Below are 23,603 nucleotides of genomic sequence, written 5' to 3' on the forward strand. Positions count from 1 at the left end.
TCAGACGGGCACGGACGTCTTGTCAGGCAGGCACGGGCGTCTTGCGGCGGGCCCGCACGGCCTCGGCCAGCAGGCGCAGGGTGGCCTCGCTGTCGTCCCAGCCCATGCAGGCATCGGTAATGCTCTGGCCATATTTCAGCGGCTTGCCGGGCAGGATGTCCTGGCGGCCGCCGGTCAGGTGGCTCTCCAGCATCACACCCATGATGCGTCGGTCACCGCCGGCGATCTGTTCGCCCAGCACCCGTGCCACCTCGACCTGCTGTTGCGGGTCCTTGCGGCTGTTCGCGTGGCTGCAGTCGACCATCACCATCTCCGGAAGCTCGGCCATGCGCAGCTCCTTGCAGGCCTGTTCGATGCTCGCGGCATCGTAGTTCGGCTGCTTGCCGCCGCGCAGGATGATGTGACAGTCGTCGTTGCCGGTGGTGGAGAAGATTGCCGAGCGCCCGGCCTTGGTCACCGACAGGAAGTGGTGCGGGCGCGAGGCTGAGCGGATCGCGTCGATCGCCACCCGCAGGCTGCCGTCGGTGGAGTTCTTGAAGCCCACCGGGCAGGACAGGCCGGAGGCCAGTTCGCGGTGCACCTGGCTCTCGGTGGTGCGTGCGCCGATCGCGCCCCAGGCGACCAGGTCCGCGATGTACTGCGGGCTGATCAGGTCGAGGTATTCGGTAGCCGCCGGCATGCCCTTGACCGCCAGATCGCGCAGCAGCCCGCGCGCCACGCGCAGGCCCTTGTTGATGTGGAAGCTGCCGTCCAGGTCCGGGTCGTTGATCAGGCCCTTCCAGCCGACCGTGGTGCGCGGTTTCTCGAAATACACCCGCATCACGATGTGCAGGGCATCGGAGAGTTCCTCGCGCAGGGTCTTCAGGTGATCGGCATAGTCCAGCGCGGCATCCACGTCGTGGATCGAGCAGGGGCCGACGATCACCTGCAGGCGATCGTCCTCGCCGTGCAGGATGCGGTGGCAGGCCTGGCGTGCCTCGAACACGGTGTCGGCGGCCGCATCGGTGATCGGCAGCTCCTCGCGGACGGTGTCCGGGGCGGACACCTCCTGGATTTCGCGGATTCGGAGGTCGTCGGTATCGGCGGTCATGGTGTTCTCGGTTACGTCGTCGCGGGCGTGACGGCCTCCCGCAGGCCCTCGATGAGATTTTGAATGGTTCTATGTCGCATCTTCATGGCTGCCTGGTTCACGATCAACCGGGAACTGATAGGGGTAATCAGTTCCAGCGGCTCCAGGCCATTGGCCTTGAGGGTGTTCCCGGTATCGACCAGGTCCACGATGTAGTCGGCCAGACCGACCAGCGGCGCCAGTTCCATCGAGCCGTAGAGCTTGATGATCTCGACCTGACGGCCCTGCTGGGCAAAATAGTTCTGCGTGATGTTCACGAACTTGGTGGCGATGCGCAGGCGCTGCTGCGGGTCCGGCTGCTGGCCCGGGCGCCCGGCCAGCATCAGGCGACACTGGGCGATGTGCAGGTCCAGCGGCTCGTACAGCCCCGCGGCCCCGTGCTCCATCAGGACGTCCTTGCCGGCCACGCCAATGGATGCCGCGCCGTGCTGCACATAGGTAGGCACGTCGGTCGCGCGCACCACCACGATCTTCACGTCCTCGCGGTTGGTGTCGAGGATCAGCTTGCGCGTCTTGTCCGGATCCTCCAGCAGTTCAATCCCGGCGCTGGCCAGCAGCGGCAGGGTGTCCTTGAGGATGCGGCCCTTGGACAGGGCGATGGTCAGGGCGTTGGGATCCATCATGGGTCAGGCGTTCGTCCGGTTCCGTGTGAGTCGCGTATCAGACCGGCTCGCGACGGATGGTCGCGCCGATCTGGCTCAGTTTTTCCTCGATGCACTCGTAGCCGCGGTCGATATGGTAGATGCGGTCCACCTCGGTCTCGCCCTCGGCCACCAGACCGGCGATGATCAGGCTGGCCGAGGCCCGCAGGTCGGTCGCCATCACCGGCGCGCCAACCAGCCGTTCCACACCCTCGACGATCGCGGTATTGCCCTCGATCGTGATGTGCGCGCCCATGCGCTGCAGCTCCAGCGCATGCATGAAGCGGTTCTCGAAGACCGTCTCCACCACCGAGCCGGTGCCCTCGGCGACCGTGTTCAGCACCATCATCTGCGCCTGCATGTCGGTCGGGAAGGCCGGGAACGGCGCGGTGCGCAGGTTCACCGCCTTCGGCCGGCGGCCTTCCATGTCCAGTTCGATCCAGTCGGGCCCGGTATCCACGCGGGCACCGGCCTCGACCAGCTTGGCCAGGACCGCATCCAGTAGCTCGGGACGGGTATTGCGGCAGCGTACGCGCCCGCGGGTCACGGCCGCCGCAACCAGGAACGTACCGGTCTCGATTCGATCCGGCATCACGTCGTATTCGCAGCCGTGCAGGCGTTCCACGCCCTGCACCCGGATGGTGTCGGTGCCGGCGCCCTGGATCTTCGCCCCCATCGCCGTCAGGCAGTCCGCCAGATCGATCACTTCCGGCTCGCGCGCGGCGTTCTCGATCAGAGTCTCGCCCTCGGCCAGGGTCGCGGCCATCAGCAGGTTCTCGGTACCGGTCACGGTGACCTGGTCGAACACCACCCGCGCGCCCTTCAGGCGATCCGCGCGCGCATGGATGTAGCCGCCGTCGACATCGATTTCGGCGCCCAGGGCCTCGAGGCCACGCAGGTGCAGATTCACCGGCCGCGAGCCAATCGCACAGCCACCCGGGAGCGACACCTCGGCCTCGCCGAAGCGCGCCAGCAACGGCCCCAGCACCAGGATGGAGGCGCGCATGGTCTTCACCAGATCGTACGGTGCCACGCACTGAGTCAGCGTGGTGGGGTCGACCTCGATGCGCATGCGCTCGTTGACCGTCAGGCTTACGCCCATGCGCCCGAGCAGCTCCATGGTCGTGGTGACGTCCTGCAGGTGCGGGACGTTGCCAATGGTCATCGGCCCGTCCGCCAGCAGGGTGGCGGACAGGATCGGCAACACGGCGTTCTTGGCCCCGGAGATCCAGACCTGACCCTCGAGTCGGCCGCCTCCGGTGATGATCAGCTTGTCCATGGGGTGCCCGGATTCACCGCCGGACCGACCATGGCCCGGCGAAACGCGCCATGATAACGAATCCGCGCGGCACTCGCCCGTTCGCCCGGGTCAGGCCACGGATCGGGCCGCGGAGTCGGTGATGATCGCCTCCAGGTCATACAGCCCCAGCAGCGGCCGAAGCCCGTCCGGCAGGGGTTCGAAGACCAGCGTGCGGCCCTGCTCCCGCGCCCGGCGCCAGAGGATGACGAGGAAGGCCACGCCGGCGCTGTCGATGCGTCCGGCCCGGGACAGGTCCACCCGTGCATGCTCCGGCAGGTGCGCCATCAGCCCGCGCGCCCGGGCCTCCAGCCCGGAGACGGTGGCGAAGGTCAGCGGCCCGCTGACGACCAGGCCACCGTCATCGGCCCGGATCTGTGCATCGCTCACGGGTTGCCGGCCCCGTTGTCCTGGATGGCATCGCCCACCGCGTCCTCGACCAGGCTCTCGTCCCCGTCTTCCAGGCGTTCGATCAGGGCGTCCAGACCGTCGCGGTTGATCTCCTCGTTGAAGCGGGTGCGGAAGTTGCCCACGAAGCTGAGCCCCTCGGCCTCGACATCGAAGACCTTCCATTCGCCGTTCACCGGGCGCAGCCGGTAGTTCACCTGGATGTTCGACTGGCCGGATCCCATCACCACCTCGGTGGCCACCACCGCCATGCGTTCGTCCTGGCGCGAGCGGCGCTCGATCACGCGCACATCCTTGTCCAGATGGTCGGCCAGCTGCACCCCGTAGGCCTGCAGCAGCGTGTTCTTGAAGGCCTCGGTAAACCGGCTTTGCTGCTCGCTGCTGGCATCCCGCCAGTGGCGCGCCAGGACCAGCCGGGCCATGCCGTTGACGTCCACGCCCGGCAGGATCTTGTCCTCGATGACACCGATCACGAAGTCCGGATCCTCCTGCGCACGCGACTCGTTGGCGCGCAGCTCCTCGTACACCGCGTCGATGGACTGCTGGATGATCTCGGCGGGATTGTCGGCCTGGGCCGGCGCCGCCAGCAGCAGGACCATCAGCCCCAGCGGCAGGCTCCACATATAGTCACGCAACCGTGTCATGTCTCTTGCTCCGGGTTTGGGCGAATCAGTCACTACCCAGGTTGGTCATGAAACGACCAATGAGGTTCTCCAGCACCAGGGCCGACTGGGTAAACATCAGCTCGTCGCCGTCCTGCAGGGTTTCGTAGTCGCCGCCCGGCTCCAGGGCGATGTACTGCTCGCCCAGCAGCCCCGCGGTATGGATGGCCGCCTGCGTATCCATCGGCAGATAGTCGTGCTCCGAGCGGATGGCGAGGGTCACCTCGGCGCGGAAGCGCTCCGGATCGTAGCGGATATCCGCAACCCGGCCGATGCGCACACCCGAGACCGTGACCGGGGCCCGGGTCTTGAGCCCGCCGATGTTGTCGAAGTAGCCGGTCACCGTGTAGGTGTCGCGGTCGTGGTAGTCGGTCACGTTGCTGACCTGGACCGCCAGGTAGAACAGCGCCCCGATGCCCAGCAGTACGAAGACACCCACTGCCAGTTCGAAGAAACGTACCTTCATATTGCCACCCTAGGGAAATACTGGTTGGTCAACCCGCGCCGAACATCAGCCCGGTCAGGATGAAATCGAGGCCCAGCACCGCCAGCGACGCGACCACCACCGTTTGCGTGGTCGCGCGCGAGATGCCCTCGGAGGTCGGCTGCGCGTTGAAGCCCTGGAACACCGCGATCCAGGTCACCACGAAGCCGAACACGATGCTCTTGATCACGCCGGACAGCACATCCTCGTTCCAGTCGGTCACCGACTGCATCTGCGAGAAGTAGGCGCCGCTGTCCACGCCCAGCAGCCCCACCCCGACGATATAGCCACCCATCACCCCTACGGCGCTGAAGATCGCGGCCAGCAGCGGCATGGAGAGGAATCCGGCGACAAAGCGTGGCGCGAAGATCCGGCGGTACGGATTCACCGCCATCATCTCCATCGCCGAGAGCTGCTCCGTGGTCTTCATCAGGCCCAGCTCTGCGGTCAGCGCCGAGCCGGCGCGGCCGGCGAACAGCAGCGCGGTAACCACCGGACCCAGCTCGCGCACCAGCGACAGCGCCACCACCCCGCCCAGGGCCTCGGCCGCGCCGAAGTTCACCAGCGTGATGTAGCCCTGGTACCCGAGCACCATGCCGACGAACAGCCCCGACACGATGATGATCAGCAGCGAGCGCACGCCCACCGAATACACCTGGGCGAGTGTCAGGCCGAACCGACGGATGACGATATCGAGGCTCGCCAGCACCCGCATCAGGAAGACGAAGGCGCGACCGAACACCACCAGGGCGTTGATCGTGGTCCGGCCCAGCGAGGCAATCGCGTCAGTCATCGCGGCGCTCCCCCTGTCCCAGCAGGTCGTCGCGATAGGACGCGCCCGGATAGTGGAACGGCACCGGCCCGTCCGGGCGGCCCTGCAGGAACTGCGCGCTCCAGTCGGAGGCGCGCGCCTCCAGCTCGTCCGGCGGCCCGGCATCCACCACCCGGCCATTGGCGATCAGCACCACATGGTCGGAGATCGCCATGGCCTCCGCCACATCGTGCGAGACCAGCACGCTGGTGAGCCCCAGGCTCTCGTTGGTCTGGCGAATCAGGCTGACGATCTGGCCCATGGTGATCGGATCAAGCCCGGTGAACGGTTCGTCGTAGAGGATCAGGTCCGGGTCCAGCGCGATGGCCCGCGCCAGGGCGACGCGCCGGGCCATGCCCCCGGACAGCGAGGCCGGGTCCAGCTCGCGCGCCGCGCGCAGACCCACCGCCTCCAGCTTCAGCAGCACCAGTGCGTGCAGCACATCCTCCGGCAGATCGGTGTGCTCGCGCAGCGGGAAGGCGACGTTCTCGAATACGGAAAGGTCGGTCAGCAGCGCGCCGCTCTGGAACAGCATGCCCATGCGCTTGCGCAGGGCGTACAGGCGGCGGGTGGAGAGCTTCGCCACCTCCTGGCCATCCACCCAGATGCGCCCCGCGTCCGGGCGCAGCTGTCCGCCGATCAGGCGCAGCAGGGTCGTCTTGCCGCTGCCGCTGGGGCCCATCACGGTCGTCACCTGCCCGCGCGGGATACGCATCGACAAGTCGTCGAAGACCACCTTGCGCCCGCGCCGGAAACGCAGGTTCTCGATCACGATATGCGGACTGTCTGCCACTGCCGGGTCAGCCACGCGCGCTCCTCGCCATTAAGAACCCGGAAGTCTGGCCGCCGGCCGGTGGACCGTCAAACCCACGGGGAGATGCTCATCCCATTCCCAGTAGCTGGGCGATGGTCCGAAAGTCCGACAGACGGTCCGGGCGGGCCCGCAGGAAGACCGGAGTCTCGCCGCTTCCGCCGGCCGCACCCAGGGCCTCCACCAGCGCACGCCAGCCCGGCGCGCCCAGGCCCGGCTCGGGGGTGATCTGCCAGGCTCCACCCACGGTCGTCGATCCCGTCGGGGCCGGATAAAACAAAGCCGCCTCGGCGTGGGTGATCGTATGTGGCTCACCGGGTCCATAGACCATCAGTCGCGCCAGGCCGGCCGCCTCGAGCGCCTCCCGGATTGCCGAGACCTGCGCCGCCGTCATCGGCCCCGGCGCCACTGCCTGCAGACAGGGGCCCGCGGCCTCGGCAAGCGCGAGCGCCCGCGCGGCCCCCGACTCGGGCGTAACCTCCGCCGGCCACTCGAGCGTCAGCCGCAGCGCGGGGGCGACGGCCTCGTCCCAGTCGCCGAACGCGGGGGCCGAGGTCTCCAGCCACAGCGCGGCGGGCAGCAGCAGGCGGCTGTGATAGTGGGTGTAATACTCGAGTTGCCACTCGCGCGGCAGATCCTCCGGGAAGAAGCCTTCCCACCAGTCCTCGCCGGGGCCCGCGACTCCGGCGGCCTGCAGCGCCAGCGCTTCCTGATCGTTCGTCATGTCTCTCCTTCCGTGCCGTCACCGCCCGACCATCACCACGTTGTAACCGTATCCTCGCGCAGTCTGCTTGTATCGCCCCCGTGCGCGCGGCACAGTTGCGCCATGCGCTTCGACCTGTTCCATGAACTCTCGGTGCCCGACTTCCTGCAGACCTCCGAATCGGAGGTGCTGGAGAACACCCTGCGCCTGTGGGAGCGGGCCGACCGCCTGGGCTTCGGCACCGCCTGGCTGGTGGAACACCACCTGATGCCGGAGTTCTCGCACTCCACCGCGCCGGACCTGGTCCTGGCCGCCGCCAGCCAGCGCACCGAGCACCTGCGCCTGGGGCTCGGCGTAGTGCCCCTGCCCTACCACCACCCGCTGCGGGTGGCCCAGCGGGTCGGCATGCTGGACCAGCTCTCCGGCGGTCGGCTGGACCTCGGCATCGGACGCGGCTTCTCGCCGCGCGAATATGCCACATTCGGGGCCGAGATGAGCGAGTCCCGCGCGCGGGTCGATGCCGGGCTGGACGCGCTGCGCCAGGCCTTCGCGACCGGCCGCATCACCCAGGACGGCCCGTTCCATCACCTGGACGACGTGCCCGTGATGCCGCGCCCGGTGCAGGCCCCGCACCCGCCGATCTGGACCGCCGCGGTCAGCCCGGAGTCCTTCACCTGGGCGGCCGAGCAGGGCATCGGGGCGCTGGCGGGCCCGTTCAAGCCCTGGCAGATGATCCGCGAGGACATCCGCCTGTACCACGAGGCCTGGGATGCCTCGCGCACCGATATCGCCCATCCGCCGCGCGTCGGCATGACGCTTGGAGTCCTGTGCCTGCCGGACGGCAAACGCGCCCGGCGCGAGGCCAAGCCCGCGTTCGAGTGGTTCTATCGCCACATGTTCCAGCAGACCCTGCCGGTGCTGGAACGCCTGATCGACGGCTACGACTACTACCGTTCGCTGGGCCGCTTCCGCCATCTGGTCAAGGCCGGGATCAACCTGAAGATCCTCGATATGCTGGGCATGACGCTGGTCGGCACGCCCGCCGAGTGTCGCGAGCGCATCGAGGGACTGCGCGAGGCGGGGGTCGACCAGGTCCTGCTCGCCTTCGGCGCCGGCGCCGTCCCGCAGGCCCTGGCCGAGGAGTCCATGGACTGCTTCGCGGAGGAGGTCATGCCCGCGTTCGCCGATCCCGCTCCAGCCGTCGCCCGTAGCGCGACCTGAGGGCCACACGGACCCATGCATATCGCCGTGACCGGCGCGGCCGGATGCGTGGGACAGGCCCTGCTGCCCGCCCTGGCGCGCGAGCCGGCGATCCTGCGCATCCTCGCGCTGGACCGGACCCCGCCGGCACTCCCCCCGCCGGGAGGCGCCGCCGTCTGCGAGGCCCGGGTGGGCGACCTGACGCGGCTCCGGCCGGAGGATCTGGCCGGGGTCGACACCCTGGTGCACCTCGCCTTCCAGTTGATGGGGGGCCACGGCCGCCGCCACGACCGTGCCTGGGTCCGGCAGCAGAATGTCGCCCTCAGTGATCAGGTCTTTCGGACCGCGATCGCCGCCGGCGTGCGCCACCTCGTGTTCCTGTCCAGCGCCGCGGTCTACGGCCCCTGGCCGGACAGCCCGCAGCCCCTGACCGAAGACCACCCGACCCGGCCGCGCTTCCCCTATGCAGAGGACAAGGTGGCCGTGGAGCAGGCCCTGCGCGCCCTCGCCCGCGAACGCCCTGAATGCCGCGTGACCATCCTGCGCCCACCCGCGATCGTCGGGCCGCATGCGCACCCGCTGCTGCTGCAGATCGCCCGCGGACGTTTCTATCCCGCCGCGGGCGAGCAGCCGGTGCAGATCCTGTGGGAGGACGACGCCGCGGCGGCGATCGCCCGCAGCGTGACCACCCGCACACAGGGCACCTTCAATCTGGGGGCCGAACCCGCCTGGTCACTGCGGGCCATGGCTCGCCACCAGCGGCGCTGGGGGGTACCGGTCCCCCTGGGACTGATCCGCGCCCTGCACCCGCTGGCCTGGCGCCTGAGCGCCCGCGCGGGCGACCCCGGGTGGGTGCGCGGGCTGGACGGCCCGCTGGTGCTGGACTGCGCCCGCGCCCGCGAGCAGCTGGGCTGGGCCCCGCGGGTCAGTACCGCCGCGTGCCTGGAGCGCCTGCGCCACTGACACAGCGCCCCAATCCGCTACAATCGCGGCCTGACCGTTCGGGACCCGTCTGCCCCATGGCCCTACCCATCGCCGCCGTCATCGTCGGCCTGATCCTGCTGACCTGGAGTGCCGACCGCTTCGTGTTCGGCGCCTCCGCCTTTGCCCGCGGGGTCGGCGTGAGCCCGCTGGTCATCGGCCTGACCATTGTCGCCTTCGGCACCTCGGCCCCGGAACTCGTGGTCTCGGTCCTCGCGAGCCTGCAGGGCAACCCGGGCGTGGCGGTAGGCAACGCGATCGGCTCGAACATCGCTAACATCGCACTGGTGCTGGGGGCCGCCGCGGTGGTCGCACCACTGGCGATTGGCCGCGGCATGGTTCGCCGCGAACTGCCGATCCTGTTGCTGGTCAGCTTCGGCGTACTGCTCCTGCTGGTCGGCGGCGAGCTGGGCCGGATGGAAGGCATCGCCCTGCTCGCGGGACTGACCGCATTCACCGCCTGGATGGCGTTGACCGCCCGCCGCGCGCAACAGGCCTCGGGCGAGGATGCCCCCGAAGTCGTGCGCGGCATGGTGGAGACCATCCCGGACAGCGATCGCCTCGGTCCCGCGATTGCGTGGCTGGTGTTCGGGCTGCTGCTCCTGCTGGCCAGCAGCCAGGCCCTGGTCTGGGGCGCGGTGGAAATCGCCGAACAACTGGGAGTCAGCGATCTCGTCATCGGCCTGACCATCGTCGCGATCGGCACCAGCCTGCCCGAGCTGGCCACATCGGTGGTCGCCGCCTTCCGCCGCGAGGCGGGGCTGGCGATCGGCAACGTGGTCGGCTCCAACCTGTTCAACCTGCTCGCGGTGCTGGCGGTTCCGGCCCTGATCGCGCCGCTGGCAATCGACGCCGACGTCCTCGCACGCGACTATCCCGTGATGCTGGCACTGACGGTGGCCCTGTTCCTGATCGCGCTGGGCCGCCGGGGACAGATCCTGCGCTGGCAGGGCGCCCTTCTCCTCGTCGCCTTCGCAAGCTACCTTGTCTATTTGGGAATTACGGCAACTGCATGAACTTCAACCCCGAAACCACCCGCAACCTGGCCCTGGCCGTCCTCAACGACGAGGCCGAGGCCGTGCACAACCTCGCCCGGCGCATCGACGACAGCTTCCTCGAGGCCTGCCGCTGCATCCTCGAGTGCAAGGGCCGCGTGATCGTCACCGGCATGGGCAAGTCCGGGCACATCGGCAGCAAGCTGGCCGCGACCCTGGCCTCCACCGGCACCCCCGCGTTCTTCGTGCACCCGGGCGAGGCCAGCCATGGTGATCTCGGGATGATCACCCGCGAGGATGTGGTCATCGCGCTGTCGAACTCCGGCGAGACCGACGAAATCCTCACCATCCTGCCGCTGATCCGGCGCCTGGGCGTGCCGCTGATCGCGATGACCGGCAACCCCGGCTCGCGTCTGGGCGCCGACGCCACCGTGCACCTCGACGTCAGTGTCGAGCGCGAGGCCTGCCCGCTGGGCCTGGCCCCCACCTCCAGCACCACCGCGGCGCTGGCGATGGGCGACGCCCTGGCGGTCGCGGTACTGGATGCACGCGGCTTCACCGCCAACGACTTCGCCCGCTCGCACCCTGGCGGCCGGCTGGGCCGGCGGCTGCTGGTGCATGTCGCCGACATCATGCACACCGGCGACGCGATCCCGCGCATCACGCCGGAGGCCCCGCTGAAGGACGCCCTGTTCGAGATCACCCGCAAGGGCCTCGGGCTGGTGATCGTGGCCGGCGCCGACGACCGCATCCAGGGCGTGTTCACCGATGGCGACCTGCGCCGCACCCTGGATGCCGGGCACAGCCTGGACGGCCTGACCATCGGCGAGGCGATGACCACCGGCGGCCACACCGCGCAGCCCGACTGGCTGGCGGTCACAGCACTCGAGACCATGGAGAGCCGGCGCATCAACGCCCTGCCGGTCACCGACGCCGACCAGCGCCTGGTCGGCGTGATCAACATGCACGACCTGCTGCGCGCCGGGGTGGCCTGATGAACCTGGATGCCGCGACCCTGCGCACCCGCCAGCAGGCCGTACGCCTGCTTATCCTGGACGTGGACGGCGTGCTGACCGACGGCAGCCTGTTCCTGGGCGATGGCGGCGAGCAGTACAAGGCCTTCAACAGCCGCGACGGCCACGGGATCCGCCTGGCGCTGGACGGCGGCCTCGACATCGCCATCCTGACCGGGCGCACCTCCGGGGTGGTCGAACACCGCATGCGGGACCTGGGCGTGGAGCACCTGATCCAGGGTCGCCGCGACAAGGGCGAGGCCCTGCACGAGTTGCTGCAGCGCACCGGCCATGACCCGGCGGAAGCCGCCTTCATGGGCGACGACATCGTCGATCTGCCGGCCATGCAGCGGGTCGGGCTCGGGATCGCGGTCGGGGACGCCCACCCGCTGGTATGCCGCCACGCCCAGTGGGTCACCGAGGCCCACGGCGGGCGCGGCGCCGTGCGCGAGGCCTGCGAGGGGCTGCTGGCCGCGCAGGACCGGCTGGACGCCCTACTCGAGACCTACCTGAACGGATGAGCCGGCGGAGACGCAACCGGTACGGTCTGGCGCCGCCGTTGGTCCTGTTCACGCTGGCGTGCGCAAGCCCCGCAACCGCCGAGGTCACCCCGCCCGAGGGCGAGGTGACCCTGCAGATCGACGGATTCACGCTGCACGCCACCGGCGACGACGGTGAGCGGACCCACCGGCTGCAGGGCACCCGACTGCGCGAATTCGGCCGCGACGGGCCGCAGTGGGTGGATGACCCGGAACTCGACCTGTTCGCCGATGGCGGTATCGAATGGCGCTGGACCGCCCCGGCGGCCCTGCACCGCCCGGCTGACGAAACCCTGGACCTGGTCGGCCCCACCCACGGCGTACAACCAGCCCGCGGCGAACGCGTGCAGACGGTCATCGACTCGCGGGATGTACGCATCGCCACAGACACCATGATCGCCACCTCGGACGCCCTCTCCACCCTGAACCAGCCCGGGCTGTTCCAGCGCGGCACCGGCCTGCGCGTGGACTCGCGAGCGGATACCATAGAGCTGTTCCATGACGTGTACTCGCTCTACAGCGAGGCGAGCGAGGAGGACCCCGCGCATGACCCCGATCCCGAATAGCCGCCGCCTGCCGGGCCTGCTTGCGGCGGCCGGCCTCCTCTCCGCCCTGCTGGCGACGCCGGCCCTGGGCCAGCAGGGGTCGGGACCCTCGCTGCCGGTGGAGATCACCGCCGACCACGCGGAGATGGACGAACGCCAGGGCCTGGGCACCTACACCGGGGACGTGATCGTGATCCGCGGCGACATGACGCTGGAGGCCGACACGGTCTACGTGCGCACCCGGGATCGTCGCCCCTACGAGATGGAGGCCCACGGCGAGCCGGCCCGCCTGGAATCCCCCGACCCCGAGACCGGCGAGATGCGCATCGCCACCGCGCTGCGCATCGACTACCTGCTGAACGATGACCGCATGATCCTCACCGACCAGGCCCATGTGATCACCGCCAGCGAAGAGGCGCGCGGCAAGCGCATCACCTACGACCTGACCACCGACGTGATCGAGGCCGAACGCGGCGAGGACGACAGCGAACGCGTACGCATCACCATCCAGCCACGCGACGACGAATGAACGCACCCGCCACCAGCCCGGCGCCAGCACCCGCCGAGGCCCGTGATCGCCTGATCGGGCGCGAACTGACCAAGCGCTACGGCCAGCGCACCGTGCTCGACCAGGTGGATGTCGACCTCGCACCGGGCGAGGTGGTCGGCCTGCTGGGTCCCAACGGCGCCGGCAAGACCACCTGCTTCTACAGCCTGGTCGGGCTGATCCGCCCTAACGCCGGGCGCATCACCCTGGGCGGGCACGACATCACCCGCGCGCCCATCCACGTGCGCGCCCGCGCCGGTCTCGGCTACCTGCCCCAGGAGGCCTCGATCTTTCGCCGCCTGAGCGTGTGGGACAACCTGCAGGCCGTGCTGGAACTGCGTCCCGGACTGGACCGCCACGAACGCCGGCGTATCGGCGACGCGCTGATCGAGGAGTTTCAGCTCGAGACCGTGCGCCACAGCCCCGGGATCGCGCTGTCCGGCGGCGAACGTCGGCGCGCCGAGATTGCGCGGGCCCTGGCCGGTGACCCGCAATTCATCTGCCTGGACGAGCCCTTTGCCGGGGTGGACCCGATCTCGGTGGGCGATATCCAGGATGTAATTCGCCACCTTGCAGCGCGCGGCATCGGGGTTCTGATCTCCGATCACAACGTGCGCGAGACCCTCGGGATCTGCCACAGGGCCTATATTCTGAGCGAGGGGCGCCTGCTGGCCGCCGGGACACCCGACGAGCTACTGGCCGACCCCCAGGTGCGCCGGGTCTATCTCGGCGAGAATTTCCGCCTGTGATGCCGGCACGCGCACAACCCGCGCCGGTGCACAAACCACGAGGCACGATTTAAGATCGCTCTTATGGTCACCCGCGCCCCGCACAGCCAATGCTGAAACCCGGCCTGAATCTTCAGCTGGGTCAGACGCTCACCATGACCCCGCAACTGCAGCAGGCCATTCGCCTGTTGCAGCTGTCCACGCTCGAACTACAGGTGGAGATCCAGCAGGCGCTGGAGAGCAACCCGATGCTGGAGCAGGTGGAGGACGAGGACGAGATGGCCGCGACCGAGCGCCTGGACGCGGAGGGCGAGGTGGTGGAAGGCGACCGCATGGAGGCCACTACCACCAGCGATGACGTGATTCCCGAGGAGCTCACCACCGACAGCCGCTGGGACGACATCTACGAACCGCCGCCCGCCCCCAAGGGCGTGGATGACCGCGACCCACTGGAGAACACCAGTGACGATGACGGCGAGGGCCTGCAGGACCACCTGCTGTGGCAGCTGCACCTGAGCCACCTGACCCCGCGCGACCAGCGCATCGGCGCGGCCCTGATCGACGCGATCAGCCCCGATGGCTATCTCGAAGGCGACCTCGAGACCCTGGCCGAGACCATCAGCCGCGGCGAGGACGAACCCGTCGGCGTGGACGAGGTCGAGGCGGTCCTGCACTGGATCCAGCAATGCGACCCGCTGGGCGTGGGCGCGCGCGACCTGCGCGAATGCCTGGAGATCCAGCTGCGCGAACTGGCCCCGGACGCCCCCGCCCGCGAGGCCGCCCGGGCGATCCTGGAACACGGCATGGACAGCCTGGGCAAGCGGGATTACAAAGCCCTGCAACGCCAGTCGGGTGTGCGCGACCCGGACGAACTGGCGCGCGCCCTGGACCTGATCCGCACCCTGAACCCGCGGCCGGGCGCGCAGATCAGTGCCGCCACCTCCGAATACGTGGTGCCCGATGTCTACGTGCGCCACACCCCGGAGGGCTGGCGCGTGGAGCTGAACCCGGAGATCGCGCCACGCATCCGTATCAACGACCTCTACGCCGGCATGGTGCGCCAGGTATCGGATGCCCGCGACAGCGCCTTCATGCGCGACCAGCTGCAGGAGGCGCGCTGGTTCCTGAAGAGCCTGCACAGCCGCAACGACACCCTGCTGCGCGTCGCCGAGGCGATCGTCCATCGCCAGCAGGGCTTCCTGGAACACGGCGAGGTCGCGATGCAGCCATTGATCCTGCGCGATATCGCCGAGATCCTGGAGATGCACGAATCGACCATCTCCCGGGTCACAACCCAGAAATACATGCACACCCCGCGCGGGGTCTTCGAGTTCAAGTATTTCTTTTCCAGCCACGTCGGCACCAACGACGGTGGCGAGTGTTCCGCCACCGCCATCCGTGCCATGATTCGCGAATTGATCGACGACGAACCCGCGAACAAGCCGCTCAGCGATGCCCGGCTCGCCCAGATCCTGGCGGACCGGGGCATCAATGTGGCGCGTCGCACCGTAGCCAAGTACCGCGAGGCGATGCACATCCCTTCATCCAGCGAACGCCGGCAGATGGCCTCGATGCCCACCGGCCACAAGTAACCAAGGAGTCCCGACCATGCAGATCAACCTGACCGGCCACCATGTGGACCTCACCGACGCCCTGCGCGACTACGTCAACGAGAAGTTCGCGAAGCTGGAGCGCCACTTCGACAAGGTCATCGACGTGCACGTCGTGCTGACCCACGAGAAGACCCAGAACCAGTTCAACAAGGCCGAGGCGAATCTCCAGGTCAGCGGCAATCACATCCACGCCGAGGCCTCCCACGAGGACATGTACGCCGCCATCGACGCGCTGATCGACAAGGTCGACCGCCAGCTGATCAAGCACAAGGAAAAGGTCAAGGATCATCACCGGGCCGAGGGCGCCCAGCGCAACCGCGAGCAGGCCTCCTGACCCATGTCCATTGCCGAGCTGATCACCGCCGAGCGCATCCGCCTGGAGCCGGAATGCTCCAGTCAGAAGCGGGCCCTGGAGGCCCTGTCGGAACTCCTCGCCGGCGGCGGTGATGCCGGCGGACCGGGCAGCACCGCGATCTTCGAGGCCCTGTCCGCGCGCGAAAAGCTGGGCTCCACCGGCCTGGGCCATGGGGTTGCGATCCCCCATGGCCGCCTGGCCGATCTCGAGGCTCCGCGCGTGGCCGTCCTGCGCCTGGAGAGCGGCGTCGACTTTGACGCCATGGACCACGAGCCGGTCGACATCCTGATCGCCCTGCTGGTCCCGGAGGCCGCCACCAGCGATCACCTCGACCTGCTGGCCCAGCTGGCGCGCGGGCTTTCGCAACCGGACACCATTGCCGCCCTGCGCCGGGCCGGCGATGCCGCCAGCCTGGAACAGGAACTCGTCCGCCGCTTCCGCGAGGGCTGATCCCGTGCGCCCCGCACCCTGCCACGCCACCGATCCCCGCCGGCCCTGCTCATGAACGAGGCACTGGGCGAAGGCGGGATTGCCCGCGACATCAACGTGGAGAGCCTGATCCAGGCTATGGGCAACCGCCTGGATCTGCGCTTCGTGCATGGCGAGCACGCCGCCCCCGACCGCAAGCTGGTCGGCGAGGACGGGGATGACCTGCCACTGGCCGGCCACCTCAACCTGATCCGCCCCAACCGCATCCAGGTCATCGGGGACTTCGAGGCCCGCTACATCGCCGGCCTCAGCGACGACCAGCGCAACGACCTGATCCTGGAGATGGCCCGCACCGGCACCACCGCGGTGATCTTCGCCGAGGACACCTGCCCGTTCTCGGAGATGCCCCATGCCCCGCAGGAGGCGCTGCCGCTGATCCTGTGTTCCAGCACCAGCAGCCACGAGATCATCGCGCTGCTGCGCTACTTCCTGCAGCAGCGTCTGGCGCACTTCGAGGTGCGCCATGGCGTGTTCATGGAGATCCTCGGCATCGGTGTCCTGATCAGCGGGGCCTCCAGCGTCGGCAAGAGCGAGGTGGCGCTGGAGCTGATCTCGCGCGGGCACCGCCTGATCGCCGACGATGCCCCCGAATTTGCGCGTATTGCCCCCGACATCGTGCGCGGTCACTGCCCGGCCCTGCTCCAGGACCTGCTCGAGGTGCGCGGGCTGGGGGTCCTGAACATCCGCGCCATGTACGGCGACTCCGCGATCAAGGGCGGCAAGTACCTGCGGCTGATCATCGACCTGCGCGATCACGGCGAGCCCTCGCCGGTCCCCGACGACCGGCTGAACGGCCGCCGCGGCGAGATCGACATCCTTGGCCTGCGGATCCCGCTGATCAGCCTCCCGGTGGCGCCGGGTCGCAACATCGCGGTGATGATCGAGGCCGCCGTGCGCAACCACATGCTGCACATGCAGGGCTACAGACCTGCGCGCCCGCCAGCGCCGGCAGATGAGCGGCGAGGCCGAGGAGCCGCCCTACCACCGGGCCGTGCCCGCCACGACCGTCCCTAACCCGGACCCGGAGGGCTGAGCCCGCCATGCGCCTGCTGATCGTCAGCGGTCTGTCCGGATCCGGCAAGACCGTGGCCCTGCACACCCTGGAGGACGCCGGCTACTTCTGCGTCGACAACCTCCCCCTGCCGCTGCTGCCGGACCTGATCCGCCAGGTGCGCCAGGGCCACTACGACACCGAGGGCGATCGCCATCTGGCGGTGGGCGTCGACGTGCGCAGCGGGCTGGAGGCCCTGAAGGGGTTTGCCAGCCTGCTGGCCGGGCTACGGGCGGAGGGCCTGCAGGTGGAGGTCCTGTTCCTGCAGGCCTCAAGCGACGTACTGCTGCGGCGCTACCACCTGACCCGGCGGCGTCACCCGCTGGCGCGCGATGGCGTGCCCCTGGTGGAGGCCATCGACCGCGAACGCGAGTGGCTGGGCCACGTCGCGGCGGAGGCCGACCTGACGGTGGACACCTCGCGGCTGTCGATGCACGACCTGGCCCGTACACTGCGCGACCGCATGGGCGAGCGCGGAGAGCACGAGCTGTCCCTGCTGTTCCAGTCCTTCGGCTTCAAGCATGGCGCGCCGATGGACTCGGACTTCGTGTTCGACGTGCGCTGCCTGCCCAACCCCTACTACGAACGCGAGCTGGCCGGCCTGACCGGCCGCGACCCGGCCGTATGCGAGTTCCTCGAGGGGCACGGGGAGATCGCGGCCATGTTCGACAGCATCCAGGGCTTTCTCTCGCAGTGGCTCCCGCGGCTGCTGGAGGACCACCGCAGTTACGTGACGGTCTCGATCGGCTGCACCGGTGGCCGACACCGCTCGGTATACCTGGTCGAACGCCTTGCGGGGGCGTGGCGGGACCGGGAACATGTTACTGTTAGCACCCGTCACCGCGAGCTGGGCAAGCAGTAACCACGAAGCGCGGGGGCAGGCCCCTACGGAACCCGCAATTGGAGCAGATCCATGGGCGTTGGTCTCATTCTGATCACGCATCAAAACCTGGGCGACACCCTCTTGCAGACCGCACAAAGCATGCTTGGCGGCCTGCCCGATGACTGCGAGTCCATGGCGATGTCCCAGAACGACGACCCCGACGAGGTCCTGGCCCGCGCCCGCGAGCGCCTGACCACTCTGGACAGCGGCGCCGGGGTACTGATCCTGACCGACATGTTCGGTTCCACCCCCTCCAACGTCGCCAGCCGAGTGGCTCGCGGGGCCAACGCGCGCGTGATCGCCGGGATCAACCTGCCGATGCTGATCCGCGTCCTCAACTACCAGCATCTCCCGCTGACCGAGCTGGTCAACAAGGCCCTGTCCGGCGGGCATGACGGAATCCTTCTCTGCGACCAGGAGTGCAGCGATGCCGCAGCGCGTAGTCCCCATCGTTAACCGCCTGGGGATGCACGCGCGTGCTGCGGCCAAGTTTGTCAGCCTGGCCAGCCAGTACGCCGCCGATGTCACCGTCTCCCGCAACCAGCAGGAGGTCAACGGCAAGAGCATCATGGGGGTCATGATGCTGGCCGCGGCCCAGGGCAGCGAGATCACCATCGAGACCGAAGGCGAGGATGCCCCCGAGGCGCTGGACGCGCTGACCGAACTGGTGGCCGACCGTTTCGGCGAAGAGGCCTGACCCCCCTGACGCCTGTGTGCCGCTGAACAGGCGGCTATCCCCCTTATCCCGGCCCTAACCCGGCCCGACGCCGAGGTCGGACACCTCCGCCGCCAGCCCCTCGAACCCGAGCTGCGCGAGCTTGCGCTCGGCCAGGCGCACGGCCGCGTACAAGGCCTGCTCGGGGGGGGTGCCGGAGACCAGCGCATCGATCAGGCCGGCATTGAAGGCATCTCCCGCACCCACGCTGTCCACCACCTGCAGACCGGGCGTGGGTGCACAGGGGTGGATCGCGCCACGGGCAGCCAGCCAGGCCCCGGCGCTTCCGGCCGTCACGGTCAGGATGCGGTCGGGGAAGCGGCTCGCCATCTGCCGCAGCGCGTCCTCCGGTGTGTCCGCCACAGTGGCAGCCCAGTCCCGCGAAAGCATCAGGACGTCGGCATACTCCAGGCAGGCCTCCAGGCCGGGACGGGGTTTCTCCAGCTCCAGCGATACGGGCTGGTCGAAGATACTCGCGCGCGCGGCTGCCAGGATCGCGACCAGGGCTTCGGGGTTACGGCCCTCGAAGTGCAGCCAGTCGTATTCCGACCAGGGCACGCCGGAGACATCCGCTTCCTCCAGTTCGGGGAGATCGCGGTGGTGGACGATGGTACGGCTGCCGGTGGCCCGGGAACGCAGGATATGCGAGGTCGGCGTCGCTCCGGGCTTCCGCACGCAGTGCCGCACGTCCAGCCCGCGCGCCTGCAACTGCTCGACCAGGGCATCCCCGCCCGCGCCCCGGGCAATCACCGCGGCCAGTCCCGGGCGATGCCCGAACTGGGCCAGGATCGCCGCGGTATTGGTAGCGTTGCCGCCGGGCTGGGTCGTGCTGGCGAGCGCGCGGATCTCCGCGTCCTCGGCGGGAAATGCGGCGACGTCGAGGGTATGGTCGAGGGTCACAATGCCGGTGGCGAGGATGCGTGCCATGCGGGCTCCAGAGGTCCGGGGGCGCCATTCTGGCGGCTCGAGCCGACTACGTCATCTCCCGGGCCCGACCCGCATTCGTCATCGGGAAGCGCTCCTGCGACAATAAGCATTCCGTTTCTGGAGCTCCCCCGACGCGTATGGCCACGTTCCCCTCTCCCCAGTCCGCGGAAGCCGCGTTCTACGAAGCCTTTCAGGCGGGCGACCCGCAGGGCATGCGCGAGGTCTGGCACGACAGCGACGAGTGCGTCTGCATCCACCCCGGGGGCGAACGCCTGCAGGGCACGGACGTGATCCTGGAGAGCTGGGACGACATTCTGCCCGGCATGCGCGGCGTCGTGGTCCACCGCACCCAGGTGACGGCGATCCCGGGCGATGACCTCGTCCTGCACGTCCTGCGGGAAAACCTCTACGTCCACGGGGAGCGCCGAGGCGTGATGCTGGCGACCAACGGGTACCGCCAGGTGGGCGACAGCTGGCGCATGGTGCTCCACCACGCCAGCCCGGACCCGGAACCGGCCCCGGAATGGCCGACCGGGGGCATGCACTGATGGAGACCGATGCCGACCGCTGCGTCGAGGCGTACTACACCGCGTTCCGCGCCGCCGACATCGAGCAGATGATGCGCCTGTGGGCCGAACGCCCGGACATCGTCTGCATCCACCCGGGCAGCCCGCGCGCGCACCGCGGCGTGGCGGAGGTGATGGAGAGCTGGCTGCTGGTCTTCGCGCGCGAACTGAACATCGGTATCGAGCCAAAGATCGCGGGACGCCACGACAGCGGCGAAGTCATCAGCCTGGTCATCGAGGAGGCGATCACCCGCCCGGGCGACGTGGCGCCGACCGGGACCATCCTGATCAGCCAGACCTGGCGACGGGTGGATTCGCGCTGGCGGCTCCTGTTCCATCACGCCTCGCACGGCCGCCGCTCGCCCCCCTCCCAGGAAGGCATGTTCGTCCCCGACGGCGGCGGCAACACCCGCCACTAGCCGCCTGCACCACGCAGGCCCACGCGGAATTCAAGGTCAAGGGCGGTTGCACCACAGGGGGCACGAAGAACACGAAGAAGGGCTGAATTCTTGGGCGGCCGGTACGGGGATGTCACGTCTGCCGGGGACCTTCACAACCACTGTGGTTCAAGGGTTCGAAAACCAAAGAATCGGGACGGTCTCGTATCTTTGTGGGCTAAGTGGCACACAAATCCTTTCCCTTCTCTGTGTCCTCCGTGACCGCTGTGGTCAAAACGCTTTTGACCTACTTCGTGTCTTCGTGAGCTTCGTGGTCAATTCGACCCAGCGTCGGAGCGGGGTTGGCAGAGGTCGGGGCGCTGCACCTGGAGGGCCGAGCACACGCCCTTGACGGCGTCGCGCACACGTCGACCCTTGCCCTCCAGTGTCAGACTGGCGATCTCCTGGTAGAGCGGATCACGGGCCTCGAACAGCTCCTGCAGCCGCGCCTTCGGATCCGCCGCCTCCGCGATCAGCGGGCGCTTGCGGTTGCGCCGAGTGCGGCGGTACTGCTCCTCCACCGGGACGCGCAGGTAGATCACGAACTGGTCGCGCAGCAGCTCGCGATTCTCCGGGCGTTCCACGATCCCGCCACCCGTGGCGATCACGGCCCCTTCCTGTTCCAGCAGGGACTCCAGCATCGCCGTCTCGCGCTTGCGAAACCCCGCCTCGCCCTCGAACTCGAAGATGGTCGGGATATCCACACCGGTACGCCGCTGGATCTCCTGATCCGTGTCGAAGAAGGGACGCCGCAGCAGCCCGGCCAGGCCGCGCCCGATTGTGCTCTTGCCGGCCCCCATAGGGCCTACCAGTACGATGTTCTGCATGGGGGCAAGGCTACTGGCTGGGTCCGACAAAGAAAAGCCGGGGACTGGCCCCGGCTTTTCGGATCAACTCCCGGTGCCTTCGGCAGCCGGGGTATCACGCGGACTCAGTCGAGTACGCGCGGGGTCACGAAGATCAGCAATTCGGCCTTGGTGTTCTCCGTGGAGCGGTTGCGGAACAGGTTGCCGAGGAACGGGATGTCCCCGAAGAAAGGCACCTTCTCCAGGTTGGTGCGGCTGTCGATCTCGTACACGCCGCCCAGCACCACGGTCTCGCCATTGCCGACAAAGACCTGGGTCTCCACCTCGCGCTTGTTGATCCCCGGCACGCCGAGGATAACGCGCTGGCTGGGCTCATCCTTCTTGACGTTGATGTCGAGGATCACGTTTCCGTTCGGTGTGATCTGCGGCGTCACCTCGGTGGAAAGCACCGCCTCGATGAACTGGGTGGACGTCGCCCCGGAGGCGGTCGCCTCCTGATAGGGGATCTCCTCACCCTGCTTGATCGTGGCGGTCTGGCCGTTGGCGGTGATGACACGCGGGCTGGAGATGATCTCGCCGCGACCCTCGACTTGCAGGGCCGACAGTTCGAGATCCAGCAAAATGCCGCTGCGCAGGATGCTGAGCCCGGCACTCCCGGCATTCCCGCCTGCAGGCAACGAACTGTTCAGGCGATCACCAATTGCAAGGCCGCCCATATTCCCGGGGCTGGTGCCAAGGGCACTGTCGGAGCCTTCCAGCGATCCGGACAGGCCCGCAGGCGTACGTCGATCGCTCCCCCGAGTCGCGCTAATGCCAAATCGAGCGCCCAGTTCGCGGTTGAAGGTGTCTTCCGCAATCACAATGCGGGTCTCGATCAGGACCTGCTGGACCGGGACGTCCAGCGTCGAGACCAGACGACGCACGTCCTCGATCCGGCTCTGAGTGTCCTGCACCAGCAGGGTATTGGTACGCGTATCGATGGTGATGCTGCCACGCTCGGACAGGAACTGGCCGCCATCACCACCCCGGATCAGCGAGGCAATCTGTTCCGCCTGGGCGAAGTTGATCTGCACGAACTCGGTGCGCAGGGGCTCCAGCTCCTGGCGGTCACGCTGTGTCTCCATCTCCTGGCGCTCGCGCGCGGCGATCTCCTGGCTGGGGGCGACGTACAGGACGTTGCCGTCCATGCGCTTGTCGAGGCCGCGGGCGCGCAGAATGATGTCCAGCGCCTGGTCCCAGGGGACGTTGTTCAACCGCAGCGTGATGTTGCCCCCCACGGTATCGCTGACCACGATGTTCAGATCGGTGAAGTCCGCCAGCAGCTGCAGGACGGAGCGCACCTCGATGTCCTGGAAATTCAGCGACAGGCGTTCACCCTCGAATTCCTCTTCCTCACGCGCACGGGCCTGGCGCTCCGCCTCGGAGATCGGGGCGACCTCGAGGACAAACTGGCGGTCGCTCTGGTAGGACAGGATCTCGTATTCCCCGCGCGCCTCGACCTCCATACGCACGCGGTCACGTTCCGCGACGGTGTCGATCATATGCACCGGGGTGGCAAAGTCGACGACGTCGAGGCGGCGCTCGAGGGCTTCGTCGATCATCGCGCGGGGGAAGGTCATCTCGATGCGCCCCGCCTGCTCACGGACGTTGATCTCGGCGCCGGAGCGCGAGAGATCGACCTCGACGCGACCCTCGCCCTCGCTGCCGCGACGGAAGTCGATTCCGGTAATCTCGACCGGGCGCGCACTGCGGGTGACCGGGGTCGGTTCACCCGCGCGGTCCACGACCTGCTGGGTTCGGGCATCCGCCTCGGAGACCCCGCGACCCAGGGTCAGGATCAGGTTATTGCCCTCCACCCGGGTCTGGTACTCGGAGGCCTGGGTCAGATTGAGGACCACGCGCGTGCGGTTGCCCGCCTCTACGGAGCTTGCGCGCAGGATGGGCCCCACGTTCAGGTCGGTCTCGCGCTGTGGCAACGAGTTGCCCACGTTGGGCAGATCCAGCGCAATACGCGGCGGCGAATCAATCGCGAAGGCACGGATGTCGGAAGGCGGTGCTTCGGAGAAGCGCAGGTTCACCTGCACCCGGTCCCCGCTCAGGCTGCCGGCCCGGATCTCTTCCAGTTCGGTGGCAGCCACCCCCTGGGACACCATGAACAGCAGGCCGGCCACGACCGTCCCTGCGAAAGCGCGCATGGAAGAACCCATGTTGAATCCCCTGTTGGTTATGCCGACCTTGCGGCGAATGCTCGTCATCATGTTCTTCTC

28 protein-coding genes and 1 pseudogene are annotated in these 23,603 nt (G+C 68.4%); 17 read left to right on the forward strand and 12 right to left on the reverse strand.

What is annotated here, in order from left to right; all coding sequences use genetic code 11:
* Positions 1–22: 22 nt before the first annotated feature.
* The 9 genes from D103_RS0108635 to D103_RS0108675 all read right to left on the reverse strand — a co-directional run bounded on the left by D103_RS0108635 (position 23) and on the right by D103_RS0108675 (position 6,967).
* Positions 23–1,090, reverse strand: a complete 1,068-nt coding sequence (locus D103_RS0108635; protein WP_017942744.1) for a 3-deoxy-7-phosphoheptulonate synthase — start codon at positions 1,088–1,090, stop codon at positions 23–25.
* Positions 1,091–1,101: 11 nt separating this feature from the next.
* Positions 1,102–1,752, reverse strand: coding sequence for an ATP phosphoribosyltransferase (hisG, locus tag D103_RS0108640; protein WP_017942743.1), 651 nt, complete (start codon positions 1,750–1,752; stop codon positions 1,102–1,104).
* A gap of 37 nt (positions 1,753–1,789) precedes the next feature.
* The gene (murA, locus tag D103_RS0108645; protein ID WP_017942742.1) at positions 1,790–3,049 is read right to left on the reverse strand and encodes a UDP-N-acetylglucosamine 1-carboxyvinyltransferase; all 1,260 of its coding nucleotides are present in this window, start codon (positions 3,047–3,049) and stop codon (positions 1,790–1,792) included.
* Between the two features lie 90 nt (positions 3,050–3,139).
* On the reverse strand, positions 3,140–3,457 hold the full coding sequence (locus tag D103_RS0108650) for a lipid asymmetry maintenance protein MlaB (RefSeq protein WP_018865613.1): 318 nt from the start codon (positions 3,455–3,457) through the stop codon (positions 3,140–3,142).
* On the reverse strand, positions 3,454–4,098 hold the full coding sequence (locus tag D103_RS0108655) for an ABC transporter substrate-binding protein (RefSeq protein WP_018865612.1): 645 nt from the start codon (positions 4,096–4,098) through the stop codon (positions 3,454–3,456). The genes D103_RS0108650 and D103_RS0108655 overlap by 4 nt, the downstream gene beginning before the upstream one ends.
* A 46-nt stretch (positions 4,099–4,144) precedes the next feature.
* Entirely contained in the window at positions 4,145–4,603 is a 459-nt protein-coding gene (gene mlaD, locus D103_RS0108660; RefSeq protein WP_018876512.1) for an outer membrane lipid asymmetry maintenance protein MlaD, read from the reverse strand.
* 28 nt (positions 4,604–4,631) lie between these two features.
* Positions 4,632–5,414, reverse strand: a complete 783-nt coding sequence (mlaE, locus tag D103_RS0108665; RefSeq protein ID WP_018876513.1) for a lipid asymmetry maintenance ABC transporter permease subunit MlaE — start codon at positions 5,412–5,414, stop codon at positions 4,632–4,634.
* Positions 5,407–6,240 (reverse strand): ABC transporter ATP-binding protein, encoded by an 834-nt coding sequence (locus D103_RS0108670; protein WP_026143123.1) that lies wholly within the window; start codon positions 6,238–6,240, stop codon positions 5,407–5,409. The genes mlaE and D103_RS0108670 overlap by 8 nt, the downstream gene beginning before the upstream one ends.
* Before the next feature lie 73 nt (positions 6,241–6,313).
* The gene (locus tag D103_RS0108675; protein WP_018876514.1) at positions 6,314–6,967 is read right to left on the reverse strand and encodes a hypothetical protein; all 654 of its coding nucleotides are present in this window, start codon (positions 6,965–6,967) and stop codon (positions 6,314–6,316) included.
* A gap of 102 nt (positions 6,968–7,069) precedes the next feature.
* Between D103_RS0108675 and D103_RS0108680 the strand changes: the two genes are divergently transcribed.
* The 15 genes and pseudogenes from D103_RS0108680 (at position 7,070) to D103_RS0108750 (ending at position 18,582) form a co-directional block, all read left to right on the forward strand.
* Positions 7,070–8,167, forward strand: a complete 1,098-nt coding sequence (locus D103_RS0108680; protein WP_018865609.1) for an LLM class flavin-dependent oxidoreductase — start codon at positions 7,070–7,072, stop codon at positions 8,165–8,167.
* Between the two features lie 15 nt (positions 8,168–8,182).
* Positions 8,183–9,109 carry an NAD-dependent epimerase/dehydratase family protein gene (locus tag D103_RS0108685; RefSeq protein ID WP_018876515.1) on the forward strand — a complete coding sequence of 309 codons (927 nt, stop codon included), beginning with the start codon at positions 8,183–8,185 and terminating at the stop codon, positions 9,107–9,109.
* Positions 9,110–9,165: 56 nt separating this feature from the next.
* Positions 9,166–10,143: a calcium/sodium antiporter gene (locus tag D103_RS0108690; protein ID WP_018876516.1), complete on the forward strand. Its 978-nt coding sequence runs from the start codon at positions 9,166–9,168 to the stop codon at positions 10,141–10,143.
* Positions 10,140–11,117 carry a KpsF/GutQ family sugar-phosphate isomerase gene (locus D103_RS0108695; RefSeq protein WP_018865606.1) on the forward strand — a complete coding sequence of 326 codons (978 nt, stop codon included), beginning with the start codon at positions 10,140–10,142 and terminating at the stop codon, positions 11,115–11,117. Before D103_RS0108690 ends, D103_RS0108695 begins: the two co-directional genes overlap by 4 nt.
* Positions 11,117–11,656 carry an HAD family hydrolase gene (locus D103_RS0108700; protein ID WP_018865605.1) on the forward strand — a complete coding sequence of 180 codons (540 nt, stop codon included), beginning with the start codon at positions 11,117–11,119 and terminating at the stop codon, positions 11,654–11,656. Before D103_RS0108695 ends, D103_RS0108700 begins: the two co-directional genes overlap by 1 nt.
* A 38-nt stretch (positions 11,657–11,694) precedes the next feature.
* The gene (gene lptC / locus D103_RS0108705; protein ID WP_018876517.1) at positions 11,695–12,240 is read left to right on the forward strand and encodes an LPS export ABC transporter periplasmic protein LptC; all 546 of its coding nucleotides are present in this window, start codon (positions 11,695–11,697) and stop codon (positions 12,238–12,240) included.
* Positions 12,221–12,748: a lipopolysaccharide transport periplasmic protein LptA gene (lptA, locus tag D103_RS0108710; RefSeq protein WP_018865603.1), complete on the forward strand. Its 528-nt coding sequence runs from the start codon at positions 12,221–12,223 to the stop codon at positions 12,746–12,748. The genes lptC and lptA overlap by 20 nt, the downstream gene beginning before the upstream one ends.
* Positions 12,745–13,515: an LPS export ABC transporter ATP-binding protein gene (gene lptB / locus D103_RS0108715; RefSeq protein ID WP_018865602.1), complete on the forward strand. Its 771-nt coding sequence runs from the start codon at positions 12,745–12,747 to the stop codon at positions 13,513–13,515. The genes lptA and lptB overlap by 4 nt, the downstream gene beginning before the upstream one ends.
* Positions 13,516–13,604: 89 nt before the next feature.
* Positions 13,605–15,086: an RNA polymerase factor sigma-54 gene (locus tag D103_RS0108720; protein ID WP_018876518.1), complete on the forward strand. Its 1,482-nt coding sequence runs from the start codon at positions 13,605–13,607 to the stop codon at positions 15,084–15,086.
* Between the two features lie 16 nt (positions 15,087–15,102).
* Complete coding sequence (gene hpf, locus D103_RS0108725; RefSeq protein ID WP_018865600.1) at positions 15,103–15,441, forward strand: ribosome hibernation-promoting factor, HPF/YfiA family; 339 nt, start codon at positions 15,103–15,105, stop codon at positions 15,439–15,441.
* Positions 15,442–15,444: 3 nt separating this feature from the next.
* A complete protein-coding gene (locus D103_RS0108730) occupies positions 15,445–15,912 on the forward strand; it encodes a PTS sugar transporter subunit IIA (RefSeq protein ID WP_018865599.1) in 468 nt (155 codons plus the stop codon).
* Positions 15,913–15,963: 51 nt separating this feature from the next.
* Positions 15,964–16,984: pseudogene (hprK, locus tag D103_RS13445) on the forward strand (HPr(Ser) kinase/phosphatase).
* A gap of 7 nt (positions 16,985–16,991) precedes the next feature.
* Positions 16,992–17,864 carry an RNase adapter RapZ gene (gene rapZ / locus D103_RS0108740; RefSeq protein ID WP_018876519.1) on the forward strand — a complete coding sequence of 291 codons (873 nt, stop codon included), beginning with the start codon at positions 16,992–16,994 and terminating at the stop codon, positions 17,862–17,864.
* Positions 17,865–17,915: 51 nt separating this feature from the next.
* A complete protein-coding gene (locus tag D103_RS0108745) occupies positions 17,916–18,341 on the forward strand; it encodes a PTS sugar transporter subunit IIA (RefSeq protein ID WP_018865596.1) in 426 nt (141 codons plus the stop codon).
* Positions 18,313–18,582 carry an HPr family phosphocarrier protein gene (locus tag D103_RS0108750; protein ID WP_018865595.1) on the forward strand — a complete coding sequence of 90 codons (270 nt, stop codon included), beginning with the start codon at positions 18,313–18,315 and terminating at the stop codon, positions 18,580–18,582. The genes D103_RS0108745 and D103_RS0108750 overlap by 29 nt, the downstream gene beginning before the upstream one ends.
* Before the next feature lie 54 nt (positions 18,583–18,636).
* Here D103_RS0108750 and D103_RS0108755 read toward each other — a convergent pair whose 3' ends face one another.
* On the reverse strand, positions 18,637–19,527 hold the full coding sequence (locus D103_RS0108755; RefSeq protein ID WP_018876520.1) for a PfkB family carbohydrate kinase: 891 nt from the start codon (positions 19,525–19,527) through the stop codon (positions 18,637–18,639).
* A 137-nt stretch (positions 19,528–19,664) separates the two neighbouring features.
* Here D103_RS0108755 and D103_RS0108760 point away from each other — a divergent pair, with 137 nt between their 5' ends.
* The gene (locus D103_RS0108760) at positions 19,665–20,075 is read left to right on the forward strand and encodes a nuclear transport factor 2 family protein (RefSeq protein ID WP_018865593.1); all 411 of its coding nucleotides are present in this window, start codon (positions 19,665–19,667) and stop codon (positions 20,073–20,075) included.
* Positions 20,051–20,512 carry a nuclear transport factor 2 family protein gene (locus tag D103_RS0108765; protein ID WP_018876521.1) on the forward strand — a complete coding sequence of 154 codons (462 nt, stop codon included), beginning with the start codon at positions 20,051–20,053 and terminating at the stop codon, positions 20,510–20,512. Before D103_RS0108760 ends, D103_RS0108765 begins: the two co-directional genes overlap by 25 nt.
* Positions 20,513–20,805: 293 nt before the next feature.
* Here the strand turns inward: D103_RS0108765 and D103_RS0108770 are convergent, their stop codons facing one another.
* Complete coding sequence (locus D103_RS0108770; protein ID WP_026280320.1) at positions 20,806–21,357, reverse strand: shikimate kinase; 552 nt, start codon at positions 21,355–21,357, stop codon at positions 20,806–20,808.
* A gap of 104 nt (positions 21,358–21,461) precedes the next feature.
* Complete coding sequence (gene pilQ, locus D103_RS0108775) at positions 21,462–23,594, reverse strand: type IV pilus secretin PilQ (RefSeq protein WP_196800207.1); 2,133 nt, start codon at positions 23,592–23,594, stop codon at positions 21,462–21,464.
* Positions 23,595–23,603 lie beyond the last annotated feature (9 nt).

Origin of the sequence: Thioalkalivibrio sp. ALE31, from assembly GCF_000377405.1 — a bacterium.
Lineage (GTDB): Bacteria > Pseudomonadota > Gammaproteobacteria > Ectothiorhodospirales > Ectothiorhodospiraceae > Thioalkalivibrio.